Here is a 263-nt window from a genome sequence, read left to right as displayed (position 1 = left end):
CTCTTTTGGAATTCTAATATTGCCTTCAGCATCAGTTGGTTCTTCACCATTTCCAAGTCTTAGTAAGAATTGACTTAATTGCATATTATTTCTTGATCTCATATTTGTGGACAATTTGATTTTTGTCATTTGGTGCCATAAATAAGACTTAACCAAGCTTGCTGATATGGTTTGGTAAACTGTTGCTTTTGGCACAACCGGTAATACTTGTCTAAAATCTCCTCCAAAGACCATCACTTTTCCGCCAAAGTCCTTTGAATTAC

1 protein-coding gene is annotated in these 263 nt (G+C 35.4%); it reads right to left on the bottom strand.

Going from position 1 to position 263, the window contains the following annotated elements:
• Positions 1 to 263: hypothetical protein (locus tag ACODJP_RS14175; protein WP_422482601.1), on the bottom strand; the 263-nt coding region annotated here is incomplete at both ends.

Origin of the sequence: Pleomorphochaeta sp. DL1XJH-081 (genome assembly GCF_049310885.1) — a bacterium.
Taxonomy (GTDB): domain Bacteria; phylum Spirochaetota; class Spirochaetia; order Sphaerochaetales; family Sphaerochaetaceae; genus CAYZJV01.
This window is presented reverse-complemented; position numbering and strand designations above follow the sequence as displayed.